At 70.1% G+C, this 22,935-nt stretch carries 12 protein-coding genes and 1 pseudogene; 7 read left to right on the forward strand and 6 right to left on the reverse strand.

Annotated features, from left to right (window positions below; translation table 11 throughout):
- Positions 1 to 143: 143 nt before the first annotated feature.
- From ACFVXG_RS44460 to ACFVXG_RS44470, 3 genes are all read right to left on the reverse strand, one after another.
- Positions 144 to 353 (reverse strand): MbtH family protein, encoded by a 210-nt coding sequence (locus tag ACFVXG_RS44460; protein WP_387936225.1) that lies wholly within the window; start codon positions 351 to 353, stop codon positions 144 to 146.
- A gap of 75 nt (positions 354 to 428) precedes the next feature.
- Entirely contained in the window at positions 429 to 6,125 is a 5,697-nt protein-coding gene (locus tag ACFVXG_RS44465; RefSeq protein WP_387936226.1) for an amino acid adenylation domain-containing protein, read from the reverse strand.
- A complete protein-coding gene (locus tag ACFVXG_RS44470; protein ID WP_387936227.1) occupies positions 6,122 to 11,209 on the reverse strand; it encodes an amino acid adenylation domain-containing protein in 5,088 nt (1,695 codons plus the stop codon). The genes ACFVXG_RS44465 and ACFVXG_RS44470 overlap by 4 nt, the downstream gene beginning before the upstream one ends.
- 266 nt (positions 11,210 to 11,475) lie before the next feature.
- Between ACFVXG_RS44470 and ACFVXG_RS44475 the strand changes: the two genes are divergently transcribed.
- The 7 genes from ACFVXG_RS44475 to ACFVXG_RS44505 all read left to right on the forward strand — a co-directional run bounded on the left by ACFVXG_RS44475 (position 11,476) and on the right by ACFVXG_RS44505 (position 21,080).
- The gene (locus ACFVXG_RS44475; RefSeq protein ID WP_387936228.1) at positions 11,476 to 13,425 is read left to right on the forward strand and encodes an amino acid adenylation domain-containing protein; all 1,950 of its coding nucleotides are present in this window, start codon (positions 11,476 to 11,478) and stop codon (positions 13,423 to 13,425) included.
- A 122-nt stretch (positions 13,426 to 13,547) separates the two neighbouring features.
- The gene (locus ACFVXG_RS44480) at positions 13,548 to 14,420 is read left to right on the forward strand and encodes a phytanoyl-CoA dioxygenase family protein (RefSeq protein ID WP_387936229.1); all 873 of its coding nucleotides are present in this window, start codon (positions 13,548 to 13,550) and stop codon (positions 14,418 to 14,420) included.
- A gap of 32 nt (positions 14,421 to 14,452) precedes the next feature.
- A complete protein-coding gene (locus ACFVXG_RS44485; RefSeq protein ID WP_387936230.1) occupies positions 14,453 to 15,964 on the forward strand; it encodes an argininosuccinate lyase in 1,512 nt (503 codons plus the stop codon).
- Positions 15,965 to 16,004: 40 nt separating this feature from the next.
- Positions 16,005 to 16,919 carry a kinase gene (locus ACFVXG_RS44490; protein WP_387936231.1) on the forward strand — a complete coding sequence of 305 codons (915 nt, stop codon included), beginning with the start codon at positions 16,005 to 16,007 and terminating at the stop codon, positions 16,917 to 16,919.
- 38 nt (positions 16,920 to 16,957) lie between these two features.
- On the forward strand, positions 16,958 to 19,258 hold the full coding sequence (locus tag ACFVXG_RS44495) for a pyridoxal-phosphate dependent enzyme (RefSeq protein WP_387936232.1): 2,301 nt from the start codon (positions 16,958 to 16,960) through the stop codon (positions 19,256 to 19,258).
- A gap of 5 nt (positions 19,259 to 19,263) precedes the next feature.
- Positions 19,264 to 20,289: a GntG family PLP-dependent aldolase gene (locus tag ACFVXG_RS44500; protein ID WP_387936233.1), complete on the forward strand. Its 1,026-nt coding sequence runs from the start codon at positions 19,264 to 19,266 to the stop codon at positions 20,287 to 20,289.
- A 2-nt stretch (positions 20,290 to 20,291) separates the two neighbouring features.
- Positions 20,292 to 21,080: a thioesterase II family protein gene (locus tag ACFVXG_RS44505; protein WP_387936234.1), complete on the forward strand. Its 789-nt coding sequence runs from the start codon at positions 20,292 to 20,294 to the stop codon at positions 21,078 to 21,080.
- Between the two features lie 262 nt (positions 21,081 to 21,342).
- Here the strand turns inward: ACFVXG_RS44505 and ACFVXG_RS44510 are convergent, their stop codons facing one another.
- The 3 genes and pseudogenes from ACFVXG_RS44510 to ACFVXG_RS44520 form a co-directional block, all read right to left on the reverse strand.
- Complete coding sequence (locus tag ACFVXG_RS44510) at positions 21,343 to 21,747, reverse strand: YccF domain-containing protein (protein ID WP_387936235.1); 405 nt, start codon at positions 21,745 to 21,747, stop codon at positions 21,343 to 21,345.
- Positions 21,748 to 21,882: 135 nt separating this feature from the next.
- Positions 21,883 to 22,596: a creatininase family protein gene (locus tag ACFVXG_RS44515; protein WP_387936236.1), complete on the reverse strand. Its 714-nt coding sequence runs from the start codon at positions 22,594 to 22,596 to the stop codon at positions 21,883 to 21,885.
- A 25-nt stretch (positions 22,597 to 22,621) separates the two neighbouring features.
- Positions 22,622 to 22,935: pseudogene (locus tag ACFVXG_RS44520) on the reverse strand (hypothetical protein); the annotation flags it as partial.

Here is a 22,935-nt window from a genome sequence, read left to right on the forward strand (position 1 = left end):
TATGACTTTCCCCACCTGCACTTAGCCGTCCCGCGTTTAACACTCTTTTTGTTGGTGGGTGAAAAACACAGCCCCCGGTTTTTTCCGGGTTTTACTGGTGTGGGGCGCCGGGCCGCGGGGGGCGGGGCGCCCCTCCGTTGCCTCTAGCGGTCCTGCTCCATCGCCTTGCGCAGGCTCAGCGGGCGCATGTCGGTCCACACCTCGGCGATATGGGCGAGGCACTCGTCCTTGGTCCCGCTCGTGCCCGGCGCGGTCCAGCCCGCCGGGATGTCACGGCCGGCCGGCCAGATCGAGTACTGCTCCTCGTCGTTGAGGACCACCACGTACGTGGTGTCCACGGCTTCCTCAGCCATCGGTTCCCGTTTCCCTTCCGTGACCCGATGTCTCCCGGGCCGATCAGATCGAGCCTTGGCGGCCGATCGAGTTGGTCAAAGCAGGTCGAGCTGTGTGTCGATGAGCGCGGCCACCTGTTTCACGACGGGAGACCGCACCAGGTCGTAGTGGTCCGCGTCGACGGCGTGCACGGTGAAGGTGCCGCCGACGACGGTGCGCCACCCCGCCGTGCTGTCGGTCTCCCGTGTGGCGGTCCCCTCCACGAAGGTCACGTCTCCCGGAACGGTCCGGGGCCGGTAGCGGCTGTGCGCCAGGGCGTGGGTGTGCAGCACGTCCAATGCCGAGGCCAGCCGCTCCGCGTCGACGGCCTCGGGCAGGCCGGCCGCCGTGAGCCGCTCCGTCAGCTCGTCGAGGAACTCCGCCCTGGTGCCGGCGGACAGGTCCGGAGCGCCGGACCCGGCCCGGAGGCCGGCCACGCCGAGCAGATCTGTCAGTAGCAGCGTCGCCGCCTCGTGCTCGTCCGGTTCCCCGTCCTCCTGCCGGGGGAAGCCGGCGTCGATGACGAAGAGCAGCTCGACGTCCTCGCCCGCCTCCCTGAGCCGGCGTGCCATCTCCAGGGCCACCACTCCGCCGAAGGACCAGCCCGCGAGGCGGTACGGACCGGTCGGCCGCTCCTCGCGGACCAGACCGAGATACTGGGCTGCGATGCTCTCGACGGAGAGCGTGCCCACCACATCCTCGGGCAGGGATTCCACGGACAGGCCGTGGACCGCGCCGGCCGTGGTCAGCGAGGCCACCAGCTCCCGGTAGCAGAGGATGCCGCCACCGACCGGGTGCACCAGGAACAGCGGTGTCGTGGACCTGGCCTCTCCGGCGGTACGGAGGGGGAACAGGCGCGCACCCGGCGAGGTCGTGTCGCGGCCGGAGGAACGCGTGAGGGCCTCCGCCAGTGCGGCGACCGTGTCGTTCCGGAGCAGGTCCGTGACGAGCAGGGACTGCCCGAACTCCCGCCGGATCGCCGTGAGCAGGCGCAGCGCGAGCAGCGAATGCCCGCCGAGCTCGGTGAACGTGTCATGGACGCCGATCGGCCGGACGTCGAACAGCTCCTCCCACAGAGCCATGAGCCGTTTCTGCGGGCCGGTGACCGGTGGTGTCACGGTCCGTCGCCCCTGGCCGTCCGACGCGAGCTCCGGCAGGGCCTTGCGGTCCGTCTTGCCGTTGGCGGACAGCGGGAGCGCGTCGAGCCGCTGCCACCGTCCCGGAACCATGTGGTCCGGAAGCCGCTTGGTGAGGAACGCGCGTAGCGCGCCGTCGTCCACGCCCGGGCAGGTGGAGTGGGACCGCCCGGCTGCAGGTACGACGAAGGCCACGAGCCGCTCGTCCCGGAGCGCGACCGCGCACGCGGCGACGTCGGGGTGGAGCGAGAGCACCGCCTCGATCTCCTGCAGCTCCACCCGGAAGCCGCGGATCTTCACCTGGTGGTCGACCCGCCCGAGGTACTCCAGGCTGCCGTCCGGCAGGCGCCGCACCAGGTCGCCCGTCCGGTAGCGACGCTCGGTCCCTCCGGAAGGCGTCGGGTGCTCGGCGAAGAACTCGCCGGTCAGCTCCGGCCGGCGGTGGTAGCCCTCGGCCAGGCCCACACCGGCGAGATACAGCTCTCCCGGGACCCCGACCGGCGCCGGGTGGCCGTCCGCGTCGAGCACGTGCGTCCGCATGTTCGCGATGGGCCGGCCGATGGGCACGATGTCGCCACTGCCGCCACGCTCGCAGTGCCAGCAGGTGACGTCCACGGCCGCCTCGGTGGGCCCGTAGAGGTTCGTCAGCCGGGCGGGATGGGCGGCGTGGAAACGCTCCTGCACCTCGTGGGTGAGTGCCTCGCCACTGCAGATCACCCGCACCAGGCCGGTGCACTGCCCGATGACGTCCGCGTCGAGGAAGGCACGCAGCATGGACGGAACGAAGTGGACGGTGGTGACGGACTCACGCCGGATCAGCTCGGCCAGATAGACCGGATCACGATGGCCGCCCGGCTTCGCGACGACGAGCCCGGCTCCGGTCAGCAGGGGCCAGAAGAACTCCCAGACAGAGACGTCGAAGGTGTGCGGGGTCTTCTGGAGCACCCGGTCGTCGGGGGTGAGCGTGAACTCCTCCTGCATCCACAGGAGCCTGTTGCAGATCGCCCGGTGCGACACCAGGACGCCCTTCGGCCGGCCGGTCGACCCCGACGTGAAGATCATGTACGCCCGGTCGTCCGGGCTGACATCCACCGCCGGCGCGGTCTCCGGCAGGTCGGCCCCGAGGGACTCGTCGGCCACCACGACCTGAGCCCGGCAGGCGCCCCGGACCATCACCGCGTGCTTCTCCGACACGAGGACGACGACGGGCTCGGCCTCTTCGAGGACGCCTCCGATCCGGGCCGCCGGATCCTCGGGGGAGACCGGCACATACGCGGCCCCCGATTTGAGGACGGCGAGCAGCGCCACCACCATGTCGGCGGACCGCTCCATGCACACGCCGACGAAACCGTCCCTTCCGGCACCGAGTTCGCGCAGCCGCTGGGCCATCCGGTTCGCCCGGCGGTCCAGCTCCTCGTACGTCAGCCGCGTCCCGCCGAACACCACCGCGACCCGCTCCGGGGACACCCGGGCCTGCTCCTCCACCAGCGTGTGCAGGACATGGGACCGGGCGTAGTGCAGGTCGGTGGCGTTCCACCCATCCAGCTCGCTCAGCTCGCCGGCGGACAGGAGGGGGGTCTGGGCGTAGGACTGGTCCACCCCGGCCGTCAGGGCCGACAGCGCGGCCCGGTAGTAGCCGAAGTACCGCTCGATTTCCTCCGCGTCGAACTGCGACGCGTCGTACCGCAGGGCGAGTTCGATGTCGTCACCCGACTCGTCCCGGGAGAACTCGGCCCCGAAGGTGAAGTTCGTCGGGACGACACTGCGCTCCTCGACGACGGTCAGTTCGTCGTCCGAAGGGGCCCCGTTGGTCACGTGGAAGTGGGTGTAGTTGAAGAAGGACTCGAAGATCGGTGTGCTGCCGAACCAGCGCTGGAGCTCCGGCATCGGGTAGCGGCGGTTCGGCTGGATCCCCAGGTCCACGGCGGTGACCTGCCGGATCAGATCCGCCCAGGTCCCGCCCGCCGCGCGCAGCCGGAAGGGCACCGTGTTCAGGAAGAGCCCGACGACCCGGTCGCCGTCGGCCTCCTCCGGTCGGCCGTTGTAGACGACTCCGGTCACCGTGTCCGGGGAGCCGCTGAGCAGGGACATCACCCGCAGATGGGCCGTGAGCAGCACGATCCTGACGGGTGTGGCCATTCGTTTGGCGACGGCGACGACCGACCGGGACAGCTCCTGCGGCAGGGCGAACTCGCCGATCGCCATGCGAGGGGCGCCGGTCGCGGGGCGCGACCGGGGGAGGGCGCTCAGCGTCGCGTCCTTCAGAAGCCCCGTCCAGAAAGCCTGCTGCTCCTCGCTGCGCACTGCCTCGCGCTCAAGGGCCACGAAGGTGGCGTACCGGGAGGCCGGCGGCGCGGGAACGGGCGCGTCGGGCTCGCGCAGCCGCCGCACGTACAGGTTCATCAGCTCGGTGAACAGGGAGCGCTCGCTCCAGCCGTCCATGATCGCGTGGTGCGAGATCACCCAGAACTGGCAGGCGTCGTCGCCGCGCCGCTGGACGTGGAAGCGGATCAGCGGCGCCGTGCCCCAGTCGAACGGGTGCTCCTCCTCCCACCGGAACCGTGCCTCGACCGCCTGCTCCTGCTCCCGCGGGCTCAGGTCCCCGATGTCCTCGAAGGTGATCGGTGGGGTGATCCGGCGGTGTACGAGCTGTGTGGGCTCACGGAAACCGTCGAGGGCGAACGAGGTCCGGAACAGCTCGTGCCGCCCGATCACCTGCTCGATCGTCCAGCGCCAGGCCTCCTCGGAGTACAAGGCACGCAGGTGGTAGCTCTCGACGTTGTGGTAGATCTGCCGGGTCCGCGACGCCTCGCTGTGGTAGAGCATGCCCTGCTGCAGGGCGGTCATCGGATAGGCGTCCTCGACGCCCTCGGGCACGGCGGCCCGGTCGGCCGGGTCGAGCAGCCGGAACGGCTCGTGCACGGGCGGTGCGGCCGGAGCGATGCCCGGCTCGTCCGCGGGAGCCACGACGAGCGCGAGCTCCCGCACTGTCTGATGCAGCATCAGATCCATCAGCGACATCTTCAGACTGGCGTCCCGAGTGTGCGCCAGGATCTGGACGCTGCGGATGGAGTCCCCGCCGATCTCGAAGTAGTTGTCGTCGATGCCCACCCGGTTGAGGTCGAGGACCTTCGCCCAGATCCCGGCAAGGGTGACCTCGAGATCGCTCTCGGGCGCCACGTACGGCACCTCGTCCTCGTACGGCGAGGGCGCGGTCGGCGCGGAGGGCGCCGGGGCCTGGGACCGCGGTGCGGCGGCGATCTCCCCCGTGGTGGGAGCCAGCAGCTCGCTCACGCGCGCGTCCGGTCGGTCCGCGAGGTTCCGCACCACCTCGGAGAAGCTCCGGGCGAGCTCCTCGATCCGCTCCGGGGAGAACAGATCGGTCCGGTAGTCGATCGCGCAGACGACCCGCGGCCCGTCCTCCTGCACGTCGAACAGCAGGGGGAACTTCGCCGTCGTGGCGCTGTCCTCGACCGGCACCACGTCCAGGCCCGCGACCTGGCGGCGGAGCTGCTCGCCGTCGCCGGTGGTGAAGAACACCTGGAAGATCGGGTTCTCGCCGACCAGGAGGCGCCCGGGACCGACCTCGTCGACGACGGCCTCGAACGGCAGGTCCTGGTGGTCCTGTGCCCGGAGCACCGACTCCCGTACGCGGCGAAGGAGTTCGGGGACCTCCGGATCGCCGGTCAGGTCCGTGCGCACGGCCACCGTGTTGACGAACATGCCGACGGTCCGGGCGAACTCGGGGCGGTTGCGATTGGCGACCGCGGTGCCGACGACAAGGTCCTCCACGCCGGTCCAGGATCTGAGGAGCACGGTGAAGGCCGAGAACAGGGCCATGAACAGGGTGCTGTCGGTCGACCGGGCCAGCTTCCGCAGGGCGTCGACGGCGTCCTGCGGAAGCGGCAGCCGCAGCGTGGCACCCGGCGTCGCCGTACCGTGTGGGTCGCCCGGGAGGTCCGCGGGCAGCGGAAGAATCGGGAGCTCACCTTCGAGCGTCCGCGACCAGAACGCGCGCTGTGCCTCCGCCCCGGCGCCGGCCAGCCACTCCTCCTGCCACCCGGAGTAGTCGGCGTACTGGAACTCCACCTCCGGCAGTGCGGGTTCCTCGCCCCGCGCCAGGGCGGAGTACAGGCCGAACAGCTCTTCGACCAGGACGTCCAGCGACCAGCCGTCGGCGACCGTGTGATGGGCGTTCAGCAGCAGTACGGACTCGGACGCGTCGCGCCGCATCAGTACCGCCCGGAACAGCGGTCCGCGCTCCAGGTCGAAGGGGCGGGCGACCTCCTGCGCCATGCACTCATCCAGGGCCTGAGTCGTGGGGCAGTCGTGCACCCGCCAGTCCACCCGGGTCTCCGGGTCGACGGCCTGGAGCAGTTCGCCGTCCAGAAGGACGAAATGGGTGCGCAGGGCCTCGTGCCGCTCGACCAGCCGGCCCAGCGCGTCGTGCAGCGCACGCTCGTCGAGGCCGCCCCGCACGGTGAAGAACTGCGGGATGTGGTAGGTGGGCGCGTCACCGAGGAGCTGCTGCAGATAGAAGAGCTGCTGCTGGATGCGTGAGGCCCCGAAGAGGAAGTACTCGCGCTCCCCGTCGGTGGTCGTGTTCTCGCCGCTCAACGAGCGTTCCCCTCGTTCGGCTGGTCGGAAAGTGTTCGGGTGGTGGTCCTGCGGGTGCGGGCGCGCCGTACGACCTTCGGCTCCCCGGCCGCGTCGTCCTGCGCCGCCAGGACGGCGGAGGCGAGACCGGCCACGGTGGGCGCGTCGAAGAGCTGGGCCAGGCCGACGGTGCGGCCGAGCCGGGAGCGGATCTCCGCCACGACTCGGGTGGCGAGGAGGGAATGGCCGCCGAGCGAGAAGAAACTCTCGTGCACATCGATGCGGTCCAGACCGAGTAGTTGCTGCCAGACGGCGGCGATCACTCGCTCCTCCGCGGTCCGGGGCTCCGTGACCTCCCGCTCCGGGCGCCGTTGCGGGGCGGGGAGTGCGGCGCGGTCCACCTTGCCGCTGCGGTTGAGCGGGAGTTCGGGCAGGAAGACGACGTACGGCGGGACCATGTAATCCGGCAGCCGCTCGGCGAGCCGCTCGCGCAACTCCTCCTCACCCAGCGGGGCCGACGGCTGCGCGGGCACGACATGGGCCACCAGATAGGTGCCCAGCGTCTCGCTGCGCCGCGCGGTCACCACGGCGTCGCGCACGCCTTCGACGCCGAGCAGAGCCGACTCGATCTCGTCGAGTTCGATGCGGTGCCCGCGGATCTTCACCTGGGTGTCGATCCGGCCCAGGTACTCCAGCTGTCCGTCCGGCAGCCACCGGGCGAGATCCCCGGTCCGGTACAGCCGGGCCCCGGGCTCCCCGAAGGGGTCGGGGACGAACCGCGCGGCCGTGAGCGCCGGATTGTGCACATAGCCGGTCGCGACGCCCGCGCCACCGATGAACAACTCCCCCGGAACGCCCGGTCCGACGTGGTCGAACGAGGCTTCCAAGACGTGGATCACGGTGTTGGCGAGGGGACGGCCGATGGGCGGCGAGCCGACGGGGGTGCCGTCCGAAGGCGCCGGGCCGATCACCGCGATCGTCGACTCCACGGTGGTCTCCGTCGGGCCGTAGCAGTTGATCAGCTGGAAGGGGGCGTCCGGCAGCGGCCTGCGGCGCAGGGCGTCGCCGCCGGTCATCAGCAGACGGAGCGGACTGCCGGCGGGCCACCGCGTCTCGAGGACGGTCTCCGCGAGCGGGGTCACCAGGTCGGTGACGGTGATGTCCCGTTCGCACAGCCACCGCACCATCTCCGGCCCGGACAGCACCTCACCCGGCTCGAACATGCAGACGGTGCCTCCGGCGGTCAGCATCGGCCAGAGCTCGCCCACGGAGATGTCGAACGCGATGCCGCCCAGCCAGGTGCTCCGGTCGGCCGGGCCGAGGCCGTAGTCCGCGTGCCGCCACTCGATGAGGTTCACCAGGCTGCCGTGCGGGACCTCCACACCGTTGGGCCGTCCGGTGGAGCCCGAGGTGTAGATGACGTACGCGGCGTCGCCGGGACCCACAGGCCGGTCCGGCGGTGTGCCGGGGAGCCGGCCGATCGCCTCGCGGTCGGAGTCGAGGTCGACCCGGATGGCGGCGAGCGCCGCATTGTCGTGCCGGACGTGCGAGGTGGTGATGACCGCGGCCGGACGCGCGTTCTCGGCGATGTGGGCCAGACGCTGCTCGGGCGACTTGCCGTCCACCGGGAGATAGGCCGCGCCGGCTTTCATCGTGGCGAGCGCCGCGATCACCATCTCGGGGGAGCGTTCGAGCCGCAGCATGACCCGGTCCCCGCGCTGTACACCAAGCTCGACCAGATGGTGTGCCAACTGGTTGGCCCGTGTGTCGAGTTCACCGTACGTGACGCGGGTCGAGCCCTGTTCGAGCGCGACGGCGGCGGGGTCGCGGCGCGCGACGGCCTCGAACAGCTCGTGCGTCACGCCGGACGAGCACCGCCTCTGCGGGGCGCCCGGACTCGCCGTCGCGATGACGGAACGGTCGCCGGTGGTGAGGACCGGCAGTTGGGACAGCGGTGCGGCCGGGTCCTCGACGATCCCCCGCAGCAGCACCTCCCAGCGCTCCAGGAGGCGTTCCATGGTCGAGCGGCGAAAGAGGTCGGTGCTGTACTGGAGCTCGGTCACCCAGCCGTCCGCCTTGCGGGCGACCACCATGGTGAGATCGAACAGCGAAGTGGGGTCGGCCACGGCCAGCGGATGGGTCGTCAGACCAGCGAGCCGAGGCTCCCACTCCGGCTCCTCCATCAGGTCGAAGGCCACCTGGAACAGGGGGTTGTAGCTGAGCGAACGGTCCGGGCGCAGCGCCTCGGCCAGTTTCTCCAGCGGCAGGTCCTGGTGCGCAAGTGCGCCGAGGACTCCACCGCGCACCCGCCCCAGCAGGTCTTGGAAGGCCGGATCGCCGGACACGTCGGCACGTAGCGCGAGGGTGTTGACGAAGAACCCGATCAACTGCTCCGAGTCCGGGTGCTGTCGGTTGGCGACCGTCGCGCCCACCACCATGTCCCGCTGGCCGCCGTTGCGGAGCAGCAGCACCTGGAACGCGGCGAGCAACGTCATGTAGAGCGTGGCGTCCGCGCCGCGCGCGACCTTCTCCAGCCGCTTCACCAGGTCGGCGGGCAGTACGGCGGACACACTCGCGCCGCCCGCGGCGCGCACCGGCGGCCGGGCGTGGTCCGGCGGGAGCCCGGACAGCGCCGGGGCCCCGTCGAGCTGCTCCTGCCAGTACTTCAGCTGGCTCGTCAGCTGTTCACCGCTCAGCGACTGCCGCTGCCAAGCCGCGTAGTCGGCGTACTGCAGGGGCAGCTCAGGCACGTCGGCTGCCGGCCCGCCGGTCTCCTCGCGGTAGAAGTCGGCGAGTTCGCGCAGGAACACCGTCGTCGACCAGCCGTCGAAGACACTGTGATGCCAGCAGAACGCCACCACATGGTGCACGGAGTCCAAGCGGTGGACCGTGGCCCGCAGGGGCGGCCCCGCGGTCAGGTCGAAGGGCATGTTGATGAACGCGTGCGCCGCGCTCACCGCCGTGTCGAGACTCTCCCCGGACAGGTCGACCACGGGGACCGGCAGCCGGAAGTCCTCGACGGGCAGCTGGGCGGGCGCCCCATCCACGACGGCGACCCTCGTCCGCAGCACCTCGTGGCGCGCGACCACCCGGTTCGCGGCACGTTCCAGGGCGTCCACGTCGAGCGTCCCGCGCACCTCGCAGAGGTAGGGGATGTGGTACGCGGCGCTCGGCGGCTCCAGCTGGTCGATGAACCACAGCCGCTCCTGGCCGAACGAGAGCGGCAGGGGCCTGTCCCGGGGCACCAGGGGGCTCCGGGGTGCCGAGTCCGTCGCGGCCGTCCCGGTGACCGGGGTGGCGGCCGGAGCGTCCTCGGCGGGTGCGCCGACCGCGTCGTCGATCGCCTCCGCGAAGGCACGGAGGACGGGAGCTTCGAAGAGCAGCCGTACCGTGACAGACACGTCCCACAGGCGGCGTACTCGGATCATGACCTTCGTGGCCATGAGCGAGTTGCCGCCGCTGTGGAAGAAGTCCTGGTCACGAGTGATGTCCGGAAGGCCGAGCACATCCGACCAGATGTCGGCGAGGGCACGCTCGGTCGCGGTCCGCAGAGCCTCCGGCGCGCTCTCGGCCCCAGCTTCGGCAGGTGCCGGGTCCGGGGTGGACGCGGCGGGAGCCGCCGGGGCGAGCCGTGCGCGCTCGTCCGCCGACAGCAGGGCGAGGGTGCCGATTCGCCGGCCGGGCTCGTTCACCAGGGCGGTCAGTACCGTGCGTATCCGGTCGGCGAGCGCCTCGACCGTACGGCGGTCGAACAGCTCGGTGGGGTATTCCAGCCACGACTCGACGCCGTCCTCACCGATGCGGGTCTTGAGCTCCAGGTCGAACTTCGCCGTCCCGGTCTCCAACTCCGTGAGCGTGACCCCGACGCCGCCGAACGAGGGGGCCTTCGGCGCCTCGTTGACGGTGCACATCACCTGGAACAGCGGGTTCACGCCCGGCACACGCTCCACTCCGAGCGCGTCCACCACCCGGTCGAATGGCACCTCCTGGTGCGCGAGGCCCTCCACGACCGTCGTGCGCACCTGGTCGAGCAGTTCGGCCAGGGTCGACTCGGAGCCGGGCTTGACGCGCAGGGCGAGCGAGTTGACGAAGAAGCCGACCGTCGACTCCCACTCCTGGCTCGCCCGGTTGGCCACCGGAGCACCGAACACCACGGGCCCGCCGGGCTGCTCGGTGTGGTCGCTCAGGACGACGGACAGAGCGGCGGCGAAGACGGTGTACGGCGAGTGGCCGTAGGTGGCCGTCGTCGTCAGCAGTCGGCGCTGGAGGTCGACCGGCAGGTCCAGATGGACCGAGTCGCCGTCCGTCGACGGCCGGACCGGGCGCGTCCGGTCGTAGGGGAGTCGCAGCGGCGCGGTGGCGCCGGTCAGCCGGTCCGCCCAGTACGCCACCTGCCGGTCGAAGCCCTGCGCGGCGTCATGGCCGGCCTCCCAGCGCGCGTAGTCCGCGTACTGCCTTGCGGGCGCGGGGAGTTGAAGCGCCCAGCCCTCGGCGCGGGCGGTGTAGTACCGCTCAAGCTCCGAGAAGAGGATGCCCTCGGACCAGCCGTCGGTGACGCTGTGATGCACGTTGAGCAGGACGTACCGCAGGTCTCCGGGAAGCCGGAGGAGATGCGTGCGCAGCAGCGGGGCGGTGTCCAGGGCGAAGGGCAGACGTGCGGCGCGCCTGATCTCCTCACGGGCCCGGGACTCGGCGTCCGCGGGGTCGAGTCGGCTCAGATCCACCACGGTGTGCGGCACGGTCGCCGCCGATGCGACGACCTGGACGACCTCGTCGGCCTCGATGCCGAAAGCGGTGCGGAGCACCTCGTGGCGCTCGACGAGATCGTTCACGGCGCCGGTCAGCGCCTGTTCGTCGAGCGGGCCCGTCAGCGTGAGCAGGAACGGGCTGTTGTAGGCCGGATTCGGTCCGCCGAACTGGTCGAGGAACCAGAGTCGTCTCTGGGCGGCGGACGCCGGCGTGTCTCTCCCATGTGGACTCTCCGCCGTCGAGGACGCGGGCGACGGCTCTGGAGAGCCCTCGCCAGGGGTCTGAGGCTTTCGGGTCAGAAGTAGTCGAAGTAGTTCTTGCCTTGAAGAGCCCAGGGGTCGCCTGTCGGAGTTCACTGTTCCCCCCGCTTAAAGGACGCGATATGAGTGGTCGCTGTCACCGCGCGGCCACGTTAGCGTTGTCGGGAAGCCCCGCACAAGAGCGTGATCATGCAGGGGTTCATGATCCAAAACCCCTCGACTTTTGATCGCTCCCGTGTCAGTGTTGGCGAGCACGGAGGCAGACCCTGTCCGTGCGTTGCAGTACGTCACTTGTCTCCACGCCACCCGATCCAGGTGGCATTGTGCCCGGTTGTAGGCGGGCATGCGAGAAAGGTATATGCATGGGGGAAACGGGGGGGTCGGTGCATGCGTCGACAGGGGGGACGCTGGAATGGAATGACACATTCCGGGAGTTCCCCGCAGAGTGGCCGCTGCACAGACTTTTCGAAGACCAGGCGCGTGCGACACCCGACCGAGTCGCGGTCGTCCAACACGGCGAGCGCCTGACCTACCGGGAGCTCGACGACCGGGCCAACAGGCTGGCGCACCATCTCATCGGCCTGGGCGTGTCTCCGGACGACGTCGTCGGTGTGCTGGTCGACCGCTCGCCGGAACTCGTCGTCGGACTGCTCGGCATCCTCAAGGCTGGGGCCGCCTATCTTCCGCTCGACCTGGAGAGTCCCGACGCCCGTCTGGACACCATCCTCGCTGGCGCGGACACCGCGGTCTGCCTCACCACGTCCCGGCGCGCGGCCCAACTGCCCGAACGCGTCGTCGCGCTGTCCCTGGACACCGAATGGCCCGTCATCGGCGCGTCACCCGCAACCGGACCCGACACATCCGTGCACGGACTTGGCCTCGCCTCGGTCTACTTCACCTCCGGATCCACCGGGACTCCCAAGGGTGTCGCCAACACCCACGTCGGCTGGGTCAACCGGATGGTCTGGCAGCAGCGCCGGCACGGGCTGCGACCGGGTGACACCGTCCTGCACAAGACGACGCTGACCTTTGACGACTCGGCTCTCGAACTGTTCTGGCCGTTGGCCAACGGTGGTACGGTCGCCCTGCTCGACCCCGGTCTACACCGCGACCCGCGGGCCGTCGTCGACGCCGCCGTCCGCCACCGCAGCGTGCTGCTCCAGGTCGTACCGAGCATGCTGACGATGGTCCTGGACGGGCTCACCGATCAGGACCGGGACGGACTCTCCGCACTGCGGAACGTCGTGTCCAGCGGGGAGGCCCTCGGCCCGGCGACCGTCGCCCGGTTCCGCGAGAGCCTGATGGACGTCGGACTGCACAACACCTGGGGCGCCACCGAGGTGTCCATCGACTCGACCATCCACACCTGCGGGTCCGACGACGAGAAGGACAGCGGCGCCGTCAGTCTCGGCACCCCGTTCGACAACAACCGGGTGTACGTCCTCGACGAGGACTTCGCCCAGGTGCCGGTCGGCGTCGTCGGCGAGCTGTACATTGCGGGTGTGGGTCTGGCCCGCGGCTATCTGAAGGACCCGGCGCGCACCGCGGCGGCCTTCGTCCCCGACCCGTTCCACCCCGGCGAGCGCATGTACCGCACGGGCGACCAGGGATACCGGCGCCCGGACGGCTCCCTGAAGTTCGCCGGGCGCAACGACCACCAGGTGAAGATCCGCGGCATGCGGGTCGAGCTCGGCGAGATCGAGGCCGCGCTCACCGCGCATCCCCTGGTCAGCGAGGCCGTGGTGACGGTCCACCGGTCCTCGGGCGATCTGGCGCGGCTCGTTGCCTACGTCACCCCGCTCGACCCGGGCGACGCCCCCGGGCCGGACCGGCTGCGCGGCCATCTCGCAGACCGGCTGCCCGACTACATGGTCCCCTCGTTCCTGGTGGTGCTCGACAGCTTCCCGCTCACCGCGCACGGCAAGGTCGACCGGGCCAAGCTGCCTGATCCCGGCACTTTCGCCGCTCGGCCAGGTGCGGCACAGGCCCCGCCGGCCGGCCCTGCGGAGGAGGCACTGGCAGAGATCTGGTGCTCCCTCCTCGAGCTCCCGTCCATCGCCACCTCGGACGGTTTCTTCGACCTCGGCGGGCATTCCCTGCTTGCGACCCGGCTCGCCGACCAGGTCCGCCGCCGGTTCGGGATCGAGTTCCCGCTCGCGACCGTATTCGCGTCCCCGGTGCTCCGGGACATGGCGGCCGGGATCGAGAGTGAACTCGCGGCCAGAATCAGCGAGATGGATGACGACGAAGTCCAGGAACTGTTCCGGAGAATTCAGGCGTCGGGCGTCACGAAGGACAATGAAAGGAAATGACGAATCCCATGGAAGGAACACAGCCTGTGTCGAACGACATAACCGCCAATGGATTTGCTGGCCCCTTTCCCAGCTTCGCTCCCAGGGAGACGATCGACCGGCTCGCCGAATTCTTCGGCAGCGTGCTCGATGATCAGCCCGTCCACCCGATGTACGGCCGGTATTCGCTGCGCGACTGGCACCTCGTCAACGAATCCGTACGAGAGATCCTGACCGCCCCCGAGCTCACCAAGACGGTCGCCCAGGTCACCGGGGCCGACTCGCTCGTGCTGTGGCGCAGCAAGCTCTTCGAGAAGTTCCCCGGAGACGGCGCCATCGACTGGCACCAGGAGTACGGGTACTTCGACGGCGAGGAGGTCGGCGGACACCGCCCGGCCCTCTACCCGTTCAACCCCGCCGGCCAGTGGGACTGGACGATGTGGATGGCGCTGACGGACGTCTCCGAGGACGACGGCGTCATGGAGTTCGTCACCGGCTCCCAGCAGACCGCCTACCCCAAGCGCATGGTCAAGCTCCCCGAGTCCGGCGCCTACGTCGACCCCCGCAACCGGGTCAGGACCCGCGAGGAACTGCTTCAGCGGGCGGCCAACAACAGCCTCCTCCTGGACATCGACACCCGCCGGGTCTTCGAGGGTGTCGACACCGACGCCCACTCCGTGGATGAGCTGTTCGGCGTGCTCGACAAGCACCTCGACTCGCTGCTCGCCGTCGTCACCGAGCCCTTCGAGCTGGCGCCGGGCGCCACGCGGACCACCCCGATGAAGGCCGGCGAGTACATCATCTTCACCGAGCGCTGCATGCACCGCTCGCGAGCCTCGCTCCCGGACGCCAAGATGCGTCTCGCCCTCAACGCCCGCTACACCCTGGGCGACACCTGGGTCTACCCGCAGCGCAACACGCACGACGCCTTCGACGGATCGAACCTCAACATCCGGGACCACAAGTGCGTCCAGGTGCACGGCGACTCGTTCAACCCCCTCAACGCCTACCTGTGAGCAGGCAGACCGGCGCCGAAGAGGGAGCGCACATGAGCCAAGGCCGCCCGGACCAGCACCGGGCGGCCCCGGCCGCCCTCACCGGACGCATCGCGAGCGGACCGAGCCTCCTCCTCCACGAGGAGGTGCTCGAACCACAGTTCGCCCGCGAGGCGCGTCACCTCGCCCCGTGGTACGTGGCGATCGAGAAGGTGCTCGCGCTTGAGTACGTTCGGATGGATCTGCTGAGCGCGGAGCAGGCGCGTACCGTCGGCCGCCTCCTCGACACGGCGGAGAAGGGCATCGTCGCCGACCCGGACGCCAACATGTCGGACATCGCCTTCGCCATCGAACGCCACGTGGAGGCCGGCCTCGACGCGCCGCTGCCGGCCTGGCACGTCGACCGCAGCCGCAACGACCTGCAGTCCTGCGCCCAGCTCGCCTTCAGCCGGGACAGCCTGATCGGAACCGCCGAGCAGCTGCTCGACTTCTGCGACGCTGTCCTCGCGCCCGCCGGCGGCCTCCGGCACGCGCCGATGCCGGGACACACCCACTTCCAGGCCGCCCAGATCATGACCCCCGGGTTCTATCTGGCGGCTGTCGCGGGAGAGGTCCTGCACACCGTGCGCCGGCTGCTCGCCACGTACGACGGCATCGACAACTGCCCCCTGGGCTCCGGCGCCATGGTGGGCCAGGACCTGCCGTGGGACAGGGAGCGGATGGCGCGGCTGCTCGGCTTCCGCACCGCGCAGCCGCACGCGCTGACCGGTGTCGCCGCCCGGAACTGGACCGCCGAGATCACCGCCGAACTCTCCCTCTTCGGGACGGTCGCCAGCCGGTTCGTCACGGATCTCATGACCTGGGGCAGCAGCGAATACGGCTTCATCGACCTGCCCGATGAGCTGTCCGGCATCTCCTCGGCGATGCCCCAGAAGAAGAACTTCCCCGTCCTGGAGCGGATCAGGGGCCGCACGGCCCACCTCAACGGCTGCCACGTCGACGTACTCCTCGGACAGCGCAACACGCCGTACACCAATCTGGTGGAGGTCTCCAAGGAGGCCGGTGCCCCGCTGTACGCGGCCTTCGACCACTCCCGCTCCCTGCTACGGCTGTTCACCGCCGTCGTCCAGCACCTCACCTTCCGCGAGGACCGGATGCGGGCCGCGTGCGAGCGCGAGTACCTGGGCGGCTTCTCGCTCGCCAACCGCCTCACCCTCGACGAGAACGTGCCCTGGCGACAGGCGCAGGTCCTCGCCGGCCGCTACATCACGGCGGCCCTGGAGGCCGGGCGCGCGCCACGGGACACCGACGCAGACCTCCTGCGGATCGCCGCCGCAGAACTGGGCCATCGGCTCGAGGACCCCGAACGCATCCTGGCCGAGTCTTTCGACGTCGGCCGGAGCCTGGAGAAGCGGACGAGCGGATCGGTGCACCCCGACGCGGTCGCCGTACTCCTGACCGACCACGCGACCGAACGGGCGCGTCTGGTCGGTGAATGCAGGACCCGCCGCGAGACGACTGCGGGCGCTCTCGCCCAGGCGAATCGCGAACTCGGTATCGGATGACACGTGTGCGCCACGCGCACCACGGGGGGCTGTTTCTGAGATGGAGAGAGTACTGGCCGCTACCGGCCCGGAGAGCGGCGGTCTGATCGTCGGCTCCGGCCGCGCCTTCGGTACCTTCGGTGAGCTGCTCCAGGGAGTCCTGCCCGACACCGACCTGGACTTCCTCGTCACCTTCCCGGTCGACCGATGGACCACGGCCGTGTTCCGGCCCAGGTCCTCCGGCCCCCGGATCACGGTCTCACCGCCGCACAAGGTGAAGGCCCAGCGCCTGGCCCGGATCGTCATGGACACCTGCGGTCTTCCCGGCGGCGGCGAGCTGGAGCTCACCAGCGACCTCCCGGAGGGGAAGGGCTTCGCCAGCTCCTCCGCGGACCTGGTGGCGACCGCCCGTGCCATCGGGGACGCCTTCGGCATCCACTTCGACGAGGAGGCCATCGAGTCCTTCCTCAGGGGCGTGGAACCGTCCGACGGCGTCATGTACGAGGGCGTCGTGGCGTTCTACCACCGGGCCGTACGGCTCCGCGAACGCCTCGGCCGGCTGCCGGAACTGACCGTCGTCGCCCACGACGAGGGCGGCGAGATCGACACCATCGGGTTCAACCGCATACCCAAGCCGTTCAGCCCCGCCGACAAGGAGGGGTACGGCGAGCAGCTCGCCGTACTCGCCGAGGCGATCCGCGGCGGCGACCTCCGCACCGTCGGCCGGGTCGCCACCTGGAGCGCCGAGATGAACGGACGGCTGCGCAGACGCGGTCACCTCGAGGACATGCGACGCCTCTGCGCCGAGATCGAGGGTTTCGGGCTCGTCCTCGCCCACAGCGGCACGATGCTCGGCATCCTGCTCGCCGGCGACGACACCGAACGCGACAGCAAGATCGCACACGTGCGAGCGTCGTGCGCCCCGTGGAACGGCAGCGTCTCGGTCCACCGCTCGCTGCCCGCCACCACACCGTGACCTCGCGGTCCGCCGACCCCCCCACAAGGATGACGACGATGCTCTTCGACAGCGTCCACGACGCGATCGGCCACACCCCGGTCGTCAGACTGCGCATGGAGACGCCCCCCGGCGTCGAGGTCTACGCCAAACTCGAACTGCAGAACCTCTTCGGCATGAAGGACCGGGTCGCCAGGAACATCATCCTGGAGGCCCGGCGCACCGGAGCGCTCACCGGGGGCGCCCCGATCGTCGAGAGTTCCTCGGGGACCATGGCCCTGGGCGTCGCCCTGGTGGGCGCCTCCCTCGGGCACCCGGTGCACATCGTCACCGACCCCCGCATCGACAGCATCACGCTCGGCAAGCTCCAAGCGCTGGGCTGCCAGGTGCACATCGTCGAGGCGATGTCCGACCAGGGCTGGCAGGGAGCCCGGCTGCAACGCCTGGAGGAGCTGATGGTGAACCTGCCGGGCGCCTTCTGGCCCCAGCAGTACAGCAACCCCGACAACCCGGCCGCCTACCGTGCCCTTGCCTCTGAACTCCTCGCCGACGTCGGCCACATCGACATCCTCGTCGGATCGGTGGGCAGCGGCGGCTCGCTCTGCGGCTCCACCCGGGCCCTGCGCGAACGGCTCCCGCACCTGTTCACGGTCGGCGTGGACTGCGTCGGCAGCGCACTGTTCGCCCAGCCCGACGAGCCGCGCCGGCTCCAGAGCGGCCTGGGCAACAGTCTCGTACCGAGGAACCTGGACCACGGGGTCATCGACGAGGTGCACTGGCTCAACGACCACGAGGCGTTCGCCGCGACCCGCGCCCTCGCGGCGGAGCAGCAGATCTTCGGCGGCAATACCTCCGGATCCGTCTACCGCGTCCTGACCGACCTCGCCCGCCGCGCCGAGCCCGGAACGCGGATCGTCGGCCTCTTCCCCGACCGAGGCGACCGCTACACCGACACCGTCTACAGCGACGAACACTGGCAGGAACACTCCGTGCGGGAGCTGCCGCTCGCCACCACACCCGAGTCCGTGGACTACGGCACGGTCGTACGGACCTGGTCCCGCGCGGTCAACAAGAGCACCACCGACGTCGTTCCCCGCATGCTGTTCGTCGAGTCCAACACCACGGGCACCGGCATGATCGCCCTCCAGCAGGCCAAGGACCTGGGCCTGAGTCCAGTCCTGCTCACCAGCAGGCCCGAACGGTACGTGGGCCTCGCGGAGACCGGCTGCGAGGTCGTCGTCTGCGACACCAACGATTCCGACCAGCTGCGCACCGTCATGACGGAACGCTTCCGCCGCGACGAGATCGCCGCCGTGACCACCACCAGCGACTTCTACGTACCCGCCGTGGCCGAGCTCGCCCGGCTGCTCGACCTGCCCGGCAACCCGGTCGAGGCGGCCGCCGTGTGCCGGCACAAGGCCGAGCTGAGAACCCGCCTGGCAGAGGCGGACGTTCCTCAGCCCCGCTTCGCCGTCCTGCACGAGCCGGTGACCGCCGACCAGATGGCCGACGCCGTGGCCGCCGTGGGACTGCCGTGCGTGGTCAAGCCCGTGGACGACTCCGGATCGAACGGCGTGCTGTTGTGCCACAGCGCTGAGCAGGCCCTGGAACAGGCCGGGCGGATCCTCGGCGTCCGGACGAACGTACGCGACATGCCGACCGCCCGCAGCGTCCTCGTCGAGGAGTACGTCCAGGGACCCGAGTACAGCGTCGAACTCTTCGGTGGACCCGGGGGCACCACCTGCGTCGGCATCACCCAGAAGACGGTGACCGGCACCCCCTACTTCGTCGAGTGCGCCCACCTCTTCCCCGCACCGCTCAGCGCCGAGGAAGCTCGGACCGTCGAGGACGCCGCCCGACGCGCCGTGGCCGCGGCCGGCATGGTCAGCGGCGCGACGCACACTGAGGTACGCCTTGCCGGGGACCGGGCGGCGATCATGGAGATCAACCCGCGCCCCGCCGGTGGCATGATCCCCGAACTCATCAGGCTGGCCACCGGAGTCGACCTGCTCGAACAGCAGCTCCGGGTGGCCGCCGGGCTCCCGCCGAACCTCGCACCCGAACGGGCCGGCCACGCCGGCATCCGCTTCCTGCTCGCGGACAGGGAAGGCGCCCTCGCGGGCGTCGACGGCACGGACGAGGCGGCCGCCGTGCCGGGCGTCGAACGCGTCACCGTCACCGCCGCGCCGGGCGCCCCCGTCCGGCCCCCGGCCAACGCCTACCACCGCCTCGGCCATCTCATCGCGTACGGCGGCACGCCCGCCGAGGTCGAGCAGAGCCTGGCGCAGGCCGAGAGCCTGATCAGGATCCGGATCGAGGACCCGTCCGACACCGACTCCACGGGAGTTACCGCACCATGATCGAAATGCGCAGCGACACCTTCACCTTGCCCACGCCCGCCATGATGAAGGCCATGGCCGACGCCCCGCTGGGCGACGACGTCTACGGCGAGGACCCCACCGTCCGGGCCCTCGAAGAGCTCGCCGCCGGGACCCTCGGCAAGCAGGCTGCCTGCCTGACGCCCAGCGGCACCATGGCCAATCTGGCGGCGATCATGGCTCAGGCGCCCCGCGGCGCCAAGGCACTGGTGGGCACGGAGAGCGACATCTACATCTACGAGGCGGGCGGTGCCTCGGTCTGTGGCGGCGTCGTCTACGACCCGGTCCCGACCCAGCCGGACGGTCGGCTCCTGATCTCCGACCTTGCCAAGGGCTTCCCCGACGACACGACGGACCCGCAGTTCGCGCTGCCCGCGCTGATCTGCCTGGAGAACACCCAGAACCGTTGCGGCGGCGTCATCCTCCCCCAGGAGTACCTGCGGGACGTGCGCCGGTTCGCCGACGAACGCGGGGTACGGGTCCACCTGGACGGTGCCCGGATCTTCAACGCCGCGGTAGGCTCCGGGGTCGCGGCGGCGGAGATCGCGCAGTACGCCGACTCCGTCCAGTTCTGCCTCTCGAAGGGGCTCTCCGCCCCCATCGGTTCGGTCGTCGCGGGCGACGAGGACTTCATCACCGAAGTGCGCCGCATCCGCAAGATGCTCGGCGGCGGCATGCGACAGGCCGGCCTGATCGCGGCCGCAGGCATCGTCGCCATCGAGAACGCCGACCGCCTCGCGGAGGACCATGCCAACGCGCTCCGGCTCGCCGAAGGCCTCGCCGAGGTCGACGGCATCGAGGCGGCTCCGGAAGCCGTACAGACGAACATCGTGATGTTCCGCGTCACCGAGCCGCGCTTCACCTGGAGTACCTTCGTCGAGGCCGCCCGGGACGCCGGTCTGGCCGTCGGGGAACTCGGTCACGGGAGGGTACGGGCGGTGACCCACTCGGGAGTGACGGCGCGGGACGTCGACCGCGCCGTCGACATCGTCCGCCAGGTCCTGAGGGCCTGAGCTTGAGCACCGCACCAGACAGTCCCTGGTTCCACCGGTACGCCGCGCACCGCCCCGCGGTGCGCCTGGTGTGCTTCCCCCACGCGGGCGGAACCACCAGCCTGTTCCACGGCTGGGCCGCCCGCGTGCCCCCGGAGCTGGAAATGCTCGCCGTCCAGTACCCGGGCCGGCGTACCCGGCTGGCCGAACCCTGTGTCACGACGATGGACGAGATGGCGGACCGGATCACGGACGCCCTCAAGCCCTACGACGACACCCCGCTGGCCCTGTTCGGCCACAGCATGGGTTCCGCCATCGCCTTCGAGGTGGCGCGCCGACTCGAGGACCGCACGGGCATCCTCCCCGTACGGCTCTTCGCCTCGGGTTGGAGCGCCCCGGCGGCGGGCCGGCTTCCCGACCTGGTCCCGCCACCGGACGAGGAGACGGTGCTCGCGTCGGTCCGCCAGCTGGACCCGGAGGACGCCGCGGTCTTCGACGAGCCCGAACTGCGGGAACTGCTGCTGCCGCCGGTCTGCGCCGACTACCGCCTCCTCGCCGCCTACCGTATGGAGGCGGACGCCGCCATCAGTGTTCCCATCACGGCTTGCGGCGGCGACCGCGATCCATCCTGCCCCCCGCAGAGCCTGACCTCGTGGGGCAGACGGACGACCGCAGGTGCGGAAGTCTGCGTGTTCGAGGGCGACCACTTCTACCTTCGGCCCTCCGAGTCCCAGGTGGTCGGCCTGATGACGGCACGCCTGCTGGCGGGAGAGGGACGGATTGAGGTTCCCCTGGGAAGCGGAGGATGGTGACAGCGGGTCAGATGGGTCTCACGAGAGGACCCGAGGCCATGGCCGCCCCGAAGAAGTACCGCAGGAATTGCGTGAGCGTGCGGCGCGGATGTAGGCGACGGCGGTGGCCGGGGCGATTCCAAACGGGATCGCGTCCGGACGCTCAGCACGGTGCACTTTCGCCGCTCCGCTTCCGCCTGACGCTGACGCGGGCCTGACCAGCGCAAACACTGATGGCCGACGAGGACTTTCGCCCTCGTCGGCCATCAGTGTTGGTGGAGGCTTAGTACCGCGCGCCCCACTCCTGGTCGGTGGAGACGATCTCGCGGCCGAGCGGCATCAGCGAGATCGGGATCATCTTCAGGTTGGCCCACCCGAAGGGGATCCCGATGATCGACAGGAACAGCGGGATGCTGGTGATCAGGTGCCCGATCGCCAGCCACCACCCGGCGAAGACGAACCAGATGACGTTGCCGACGCAGGACGCGGCGCCGGCGTCCCGCCGCTCGACGGTGGTCCGCCCGAACGGCCACAGTATGAAGCCGGCGATCCGGAACGAGGCAATGCCAAATGGGATGGTAATCACGAGCAGGCAGCAGATAATTCCGGCGAGCACGTAGGCAAGAGCCATCCAAATGCCGCAGAAAACCAACCAGATGACATTGAGGATGAACTTTACTGCACTCATGCTTGGTACCTTCTCACGGCTGATGGCGTTGCACTACGAAGGTGCGATGCCCGCCGGTGAGCGTGTCTACGCCCTTAGGGGTTGCACCTCAGGGATCGGTCCGGGTCCCCGCCTTGGATAGGGATCTGCTCGGCCTCAGCGCCCGCCGAGGATTGCCAGGTGCGCGGCGGCCGACTTCGAAAGACTGTCGAGTATGGCCTTTCCCTTTGTGGCAGTGCCGAGCGACGGGGTGCCGATGATGCCGTTCGTCGTGTAGCCGGCCATGCCCAGGGTGAGCAGGTGGGGCCGGTCGGGGGCGGCGTGGTCGTCGCCCTCGATCCCGTCCCGTACGAGGTGCGGGGCGCCGTGGCGGAGGAGCGAGACCTCCAGCTCTCCCCCGTGCATGTCCTCGGCGCCGCTGCTCTCCAGAGATGCGTCCTCGCGGGCCTGGTGCCAGTCCTCGCGGACGGGGAACAGGGCGACGCGTGGGCCGGTGGTGTTGGCCTCCTGGACGACGTTGGAGAGCACGTAGTTGCCGCCGTGGCCGTTCACGATGAGCAGGCCCGGGACGCCGGAAGCCTGGAGCGACTTCCAGATGTCGTTGATCACGGCATAGAGGGTGGCGGCGCTGATGCTGACCGTCCCCGGCGTGTGGGCGTGTTCGTGGGAGCAGGAGAGTGTGATGGGCGGCAGAAGGAACAGGTCGTAGTCGGTGGCGATCCGCTGGGCGATCAGACTGGCGACGACGGTGTCGGTGGTCAGGGGCAGGTGATCGCCGTGCTGCTCGAAGCTGCCGACCGGCAGTACGGCGATCTTGGCTCCGCGTCGGCGTTCGTCTGCGGTGGTGGCGGCCGTGATCAGTGCGTCCATGGGCCCAGCCTCTCTCATCAGGCCATCAGCGGTCGAGAGGGGATCCGCCGCTCATCAGCGTCAAACGGCCGGTGAACGTGGCTACTTCGGGTACGGCTCTCCATTGTTGAAGGGCTTTGCCTGCTGCGGACAGTTCGGACATGGCCCGGGCGGACTCGGTGTCGATGGCGATCGACAGTGCCCGGTCGGCTGCCGCGGCGGCCTGCTCCGGTTCGCCGGACACCGCGTAGGCCCGGGCCAGCCGGGAGAGGTACACGCCCTGGTCGTTGCGGTAGATCGACGGCAGGATCTGGAGCTCGGCTTCGAACATGTCCACGGCCGTTCGTGGGTCGCCGAGTT

The sequence above is a fragment of the Kitasatospora sp. NPDC058162 genome, from assembly GCF_042884005.1.
Lineage (GTDB): Bacteria > Actinomycetota > Actinomycetes > Streptomycetales > Streptomycetaceae > Kitasatospora.

Excerpts from the sequence above, each read along its gene's own strand:
- ACFVXG_RS44460 (WP_387936225.1), bottom strand. The coding sequence starts at position 353 with ATGGCTGAGGAAGCCGTGGACACCACGTACGTGGTGGTCCTCAACGAC.
- ACFVXG_RS44475 (WP_387936228.1), top strand. The coding sequence starts at position 11,476 with ATGGGGGAAACGGGGGGGTCGGTGCATGCGTCGACAGGGGGGACGCTG.
- ACFVXG_RS44485 (WP_387936230.1), top strand. The coding sequence starts at position 14,453 with ATGAGCCAAGGCCGCCCGGACCAGCACCGGGCGGCCCCGGCCGCCCTC.
- ACFVXG_RS44490 (WP_387936231.1), top strand. The coding sequence starts at position 16,005 with ATGGAGAGAGTACTGGCCGCTACCGGCCCGGAGAGCGGCGGTCTGATC.
- ACFVXG_RS44495 (WP_387936232.1), top strand. The coding sequence starts at position 16,958 with ATGCTCTTCGACAGCGTCCACGACGCGATCGGCCACACCCCGGTCGTC.
- ACFVXG_RS44500 (WP_387936233.1), top strand. The coding sequence starts at position 19,264 with ATGCGCAGCGACACCTTCACCTTGCCCACGCCCGCCATGATGAAGGCC.
- ACFVXG_RS44510 (WP_387936235.1), bottom strand. The coding sequence starts at position 21,747 with ATGAGTGCAGTAAAGTTCATCCTCAATGTCATCTGGTTGGTTTTCTGC.
- ACFVXG_RS44515 (WP_387936236.1), bottom strand. The coding sequence starts at position 22,596 with ATGGACGCACTGATCACGGCCGCCACCACCGCAGACGAACGCCGACGC.